Below are 4594 nucleotides of genomic sequence, written 5' to 3'. Positions count from 1 at the left end.
AGTTTGCGTTAACAGGTGTCTCACTATTAGCCGCTGCGGTCTCTGCCCAAGCCGATAACTGGAGGGGATGGAATATACACCCGGACGGTTACCCCAACACGGTAGCGCTTGAAGCCTTTGCTGAAGCGGTTACAGAACAAACGGAAGGACGTGTCTCGCCACGTGTCTACAATAATGCTGTATTAGGTGATCAGTCCGACGCGATTGAACAAACACGTAATGGCGCTCTGGACTTTGCCAACTTCAATATGGGCCCTATGGGTCCAATCGTTAAGGAAACGAACGTTTTCTCGCTGCCTTTTCTGTTTACCGATGTAGATCATATGCACACGGTGATGGATGGCGAGATTGGCCAGCGATTTGCTGATGCGTTGGAAGAGAAAGGTCTGGTGGTGCTTTCCTGGTTCGATTCAGGTGCCAGAAGCATCTACAACACCAAACACCCGATCAATACCCCAGAAGATGTCCAGGGCTTAAAGGTCCGGGTCATGAACAATGATCTCTACGTTGAGATGATGGAGGCACTTGGCGGCAATGCAACGCCAATGGCATATGGCGAGGTCTACCAAAGCTTAACGACCGGTGTTCTGGACGGTGCTGAAAATAACTACCCTTCCTTTGAATCAAGCAACCACTACGAAGCGGCGGAATACTACTCGTTAACTGAGCATTTGATTATTCCTGAGTGTTTGTGTGTTGCTAAAGCAAGCTGGGAGAAGTTATCTGAAGAAGACAAGGCCATTGTACGTGAAGAAGCGATGAATGCTTCCGCCATGCAGCGTGAATTGTGGGTCGAAAGCTCTGAAGAGAGCCGTCAGATTATCCTCGATTACGGCGTGGAAGTTAATGAAGTAGAAGACAAAGCAGCGTTCCAGACACTGATGGAGCCCATGTACGAAAACTTTATCGCCAACAACCCCGGTACTGGGGAACTGATTGAGGAAATCAGAGCCGCACAATAATTTTCTTGCTGGCTTCCTTTCGGCGGCTTAATGCCGCCGAAAGATTAAAAGGAAATGTGCCGTGAGTATAGAACTCGAAACACCCAGCAGCAGGAAAAACACGACAAAAGGCGGCTCTCTGGATCGTGTATTAAACGGCATGGCTGAGCTATGCGTGCTTTTAGCAGGTGTCATGCTGGTTATTCTTATTGCCACGTTCGGCTGGCTGGTCTTCGGGCGTTATGTGCTTAACGATACACCAACCTGGGTGGAGCAAACCTCTTTGGTGTTAGTGGTGTATATCACCTGCTTAGGCGCCGCAGCTGGCGTTAGATATCATAGCCATCTGAATATCGACTTTGTGCGTGAGAGCTTCCCTCCTTTTCTACGCGCATTACTGCACCACATCTCGGACCTTTTTATTCTGGTGTTTGGTGGTTTTATGGCGGTTCAGGGTTGGAATTTGGTCATGACAAACCTGGAAAGAGCCATCCCAATGATTGGTCTTTCTGAAAGTTGGCGTGCAGCCCCTTTGGTGATCTGTGGTGTGCTGATCATGCTGTTTTCAGGGGCAGATATAGTTCAACGATTACTGTCTCGTAACGTTGAGAGGACATAAGCCATGGGGCTGATGCTACTGTTTGGAATTTTCTTTCTCGGCCTTGTTGCAGGTGCACCGGTCGCTTTTGCCGTTGGGCTGGCTGCTGTCGCTACATTTATGTATGAAGGGCTGCCGCTGTTTGTCGCCTTTCAGCGTATTCTTTCGGGAATTTCCGTCTTTTCACTATTGGCAATTCCTTTCTTTATTTTTGCCGGTGAGCTCATGCTCCACGGTGGCATTTCCACGCGCCTTGTACGCTTGGCTTCGGCCATGGTTGGGAAAGTACGTGGTGGCTTGGGAATGGTTAACATCAGTTCTTCCATGCTGTTTGGCGGTATTTCAGGCTCAGCCGTTGCCGACACTGCATTAGGCTCAATACTTATCCCGGTGATGAAAGAGAAAGGCTATGACGCTGACTACGCTGTCAACGTAACGGTCACTTCTTCGGTGGCGGGTGTCGTGATTCCGCCCAGCCATAATATGATTCTCTATGCCGTAGCAGCAGGGGGCGGTATTTCCGTTACCCAGCTGTTTATCGCGGGGATTGTTCCTGGTATCTTGATGTGCCTCAGCTTGGCCGTAGCTGCTTATATTGTGGCCGTTAAGCGTGGCTATAAAGGCGAAGCATTTCCCGGCTGGCAAGCCTTATTACTTAGTTTAGTGGCCTCGCTGCCGGGTTTAATGACTGCTGTTATTATTGTGGGCGGTGTTCTTTCGGGCATTTTGACCGTAACGGAGTCCGGGGCCTTTGGCGCGATCTACGCCATTATTGTGACCGGGCTTGTCTATCGTGAGCTTAGGTGGGCGTCCTTCAAGGCAGCCGTTATTCAGTCGGTTAAAACCACATCATTGGTCATGATTTTGGTGGGCTGCGCATCGGCTTTTTCTTACCTGCTGGCGCTCTATAACGTACCTGAAATTCTGACCACCGGACTGATGACGATTTCAGACAAGCCTGTCGTGATTTTTTTAATGCTTAACCTGATTCTTCTGGTGCTAGGCATGATCATGGATATGGCAGCCTTGATTCTGATTTGCACGCCTATCTTCTTGCCGGTCGCCATGCAGTTTGGGATGGATCCTATCCAATTCGGCATCATCCTGATGATGAACCTTGGGCTGGGGTTATGTACACCTCCCGTTGGCGCGTGTCTTTTTGTAGGTTGTGTGATCGGAAAAATTAAAATTGAACAGGCGGTCCGCACCATTTGGCCGTTCTTTCTGGCGCTGTTTGTGGCGCTAATGCTGGTGACTTACATCCCGGCGGTTTCATTAACGCTACCTGGCCTTTTTAGATAATGCCACGACAGGAAAACCAGCCATGAGAATAGAATCGGTCAAGACTCATATTCTGGATCACAAGCTTGAAACAGCGTTTGAAAGTGCTTCGATGTCATTCACACGCCGCCAGCACTGTCTGGTCGAAGTCATTTGTGAAGACGGCACCGTTGGATGGGGTGAGTGCTTAGGGCCTGCCAAGCCTAATGCTGCCATTGTTCAGTTATACGCTCAAACACTGATTGGCGAAGACCCGCTGCAAACCGAGAAAGTGTGGCTCAACCTTTATAACCGTCTCCGTGATCAGGGCCAGCGTGGCTTAACCATGACGGCATTGAGTGGTATCGATATTGCGCTGTGGGACATCAAGGGCAAGCACTTTGACGTACCTGTTTCCACTCTGCTTGGCGGTCGGTTCCGTGAATCTGTGCGTGCTTATGCCACCGGCTCGTTTTGCCGTGAGGGAGTTGAGCGTATCAGTGACGTTGCGGCGGAAGTGGCACGCTATCGCCATGAAGGCTTTCACGCCGTCAAGATCAAGATCGGCTTCGACGTTGAAGAAGACCTGAAAGTGATAGAGGCGGTGCGGGAGTCAATCGGGCCGGATGTGCGGTTAATGATTGATGCAAATCACGGCTACGACTACCTGGAAGCTATTGAAGTAGGCCAGCGTGCGGCAGCGTTTGGTGTCGACTGGTTTGAAGAGCCGGTACTCCCGGAGCAAATCGACACGTATGCCGCCGTAAGGGCAGGGCAGCCTATTCCCGTGGCTAGCGGAGAGAACTGGCACGGGCGTTACGCTATGCATGAGCCGCTGGCGCGTAGGGCTGTCGACATCGTACAGCCGGATATTTGCGGCGTGGGTGGCTTTAGCGAAATTCGTCGGGTGGCGGATATGGCCGCCATGCACGGCGTAAGGCTAGTGCCACACGTTTGGGGCACTGCAGTGTGTTTGGCGGCCAGCCTTCAGTTTATGGCAGCACTCGCGCCTAACCCACCGCGGCGAAAACCGCTTGAACCGATTATGGAGTTTGACCGAACTGAAAATCCGTTTCGTCAGGCGGTGGTACAAACGCCGGTTGAGCATCAACACGGCGTGATGAGCGTACCGGATGGTCCAGGATTAGGCATTGATATTAATCGTGAGGCGTTAAACACGTATGCATTAAAGGAAAGGCAGAGTACGGGTGCAGTTGATGAATAGCTAATAATTCGGTTCTAAATGTACTTCTATCTAATAACGAACGCTATTAAGCAGCTGCTTAATAGCGTTCGTTATCTATCTGTCTATTCATTAAAAGTAGAGAATAAAATATTAGACTAATGGAGTGATGCAGGCGCTTTGATTAGGCTATACGCTATCAAACATAATATGTATTACTAATAATGCATCAGATTTCTTTAGCGTATTGGAGACTAAATGAACATCTTTATCCGATATTTCGCGGGTATGATAATGCTAATGCTGTCAATAACAGCGCATTCAAATACACCCAGCAACCAGCTTATTATTGCATTGAAAATGAATAATATACTGTCGCTGGACCCTGCTGCGGCTACGGGTAACGATGTTGCCTTTGTTAATGCCAACCTTTATGACACGCTAATTGAACTGGATCCTCATGATCCAACCATCATCCTGCCTTCGATCGCTAGTGACTGGGAAGTAGCCGGCGATGATATGTCGATTCTGTTCACTCTAAACGACGATATTCACTTCCATTCAGGTAACGCACTCACTGCTGAAGATGTAGTTTGGACGCTGGAGCGTATC

At 49.5% G+C, this 4594-nt stretch carries 5 protein-coding genes; all 5 read left to right on the top strand.

Annotated elements, in window-relative coordinates:
* The coding region (locus tag ACT3TY_RS17740; RefSeq protein ID WP_444629078.1) for a TRAP transporter substrate-binding protein at positions 1-962 on the top strand (962 nt) is incomplete at its 5' end.
* 61 nt (positions 963-1023) lie between these two features.
* Positions 1024-1560, top strand: a complete 537-nt coding sequence (locus ACT3TY_RS17735; protein ID WP_441678546.1) for a TRAP transporter small permease — start codon at positions 1024-1026, stop codon at positions 1558-1560.
* 3 nt (positions 1561-1563) lie between these two features.
* The gene (locus tag ACT3TY_RS17730) at positions 1564-2841 is read left to right on the top strand and encodes a TRAP transporter large permease (RefSeq protein WP_444629077.1); all 1278 of its coding nucleotides are present in this window, start codon (positions 1564-1566) and stop codon (positions 2839-2841) included.
* Between the two features lie 22 nt (positions 2842-2863).
* Positions 2864-4024, top strand: coding sequence for a mandelate racemase/muconate lactonizing enzyme family protein (locus ACT3TY_RS17725; RefSeq protein WP_444622095.1), 1161 nt, complete (start codon positions 2864-2866; stop codon positions 4022-4024).
* A 318-nt stretch (positions 4025-4342) separates the two neighbouring features.
* The coding region (locus tag ACT3TY_RS17720) for an ABC transporter substrate-binding protein (protein WP_444629076.1) at positions 4343-4594 on the top strand (252 nt) is incomplete at its 3' end.

This window comes from Halomonas sp. AOP22-C1-8, assembly GCF_052378905.1.
GTDB classification, from domain to species: Bacteria; Pseudomonadota; Gammaproteobacteria; order Pseudomonadales; family Halomonadaceae; genus Vreelandella; species Vreelandella citrativorans.
The sequence above is the reverse complement of the archived record's forward strand: the minus strand, read 5'-3'. Positions and strand labels throughout refer to the sequence as shown.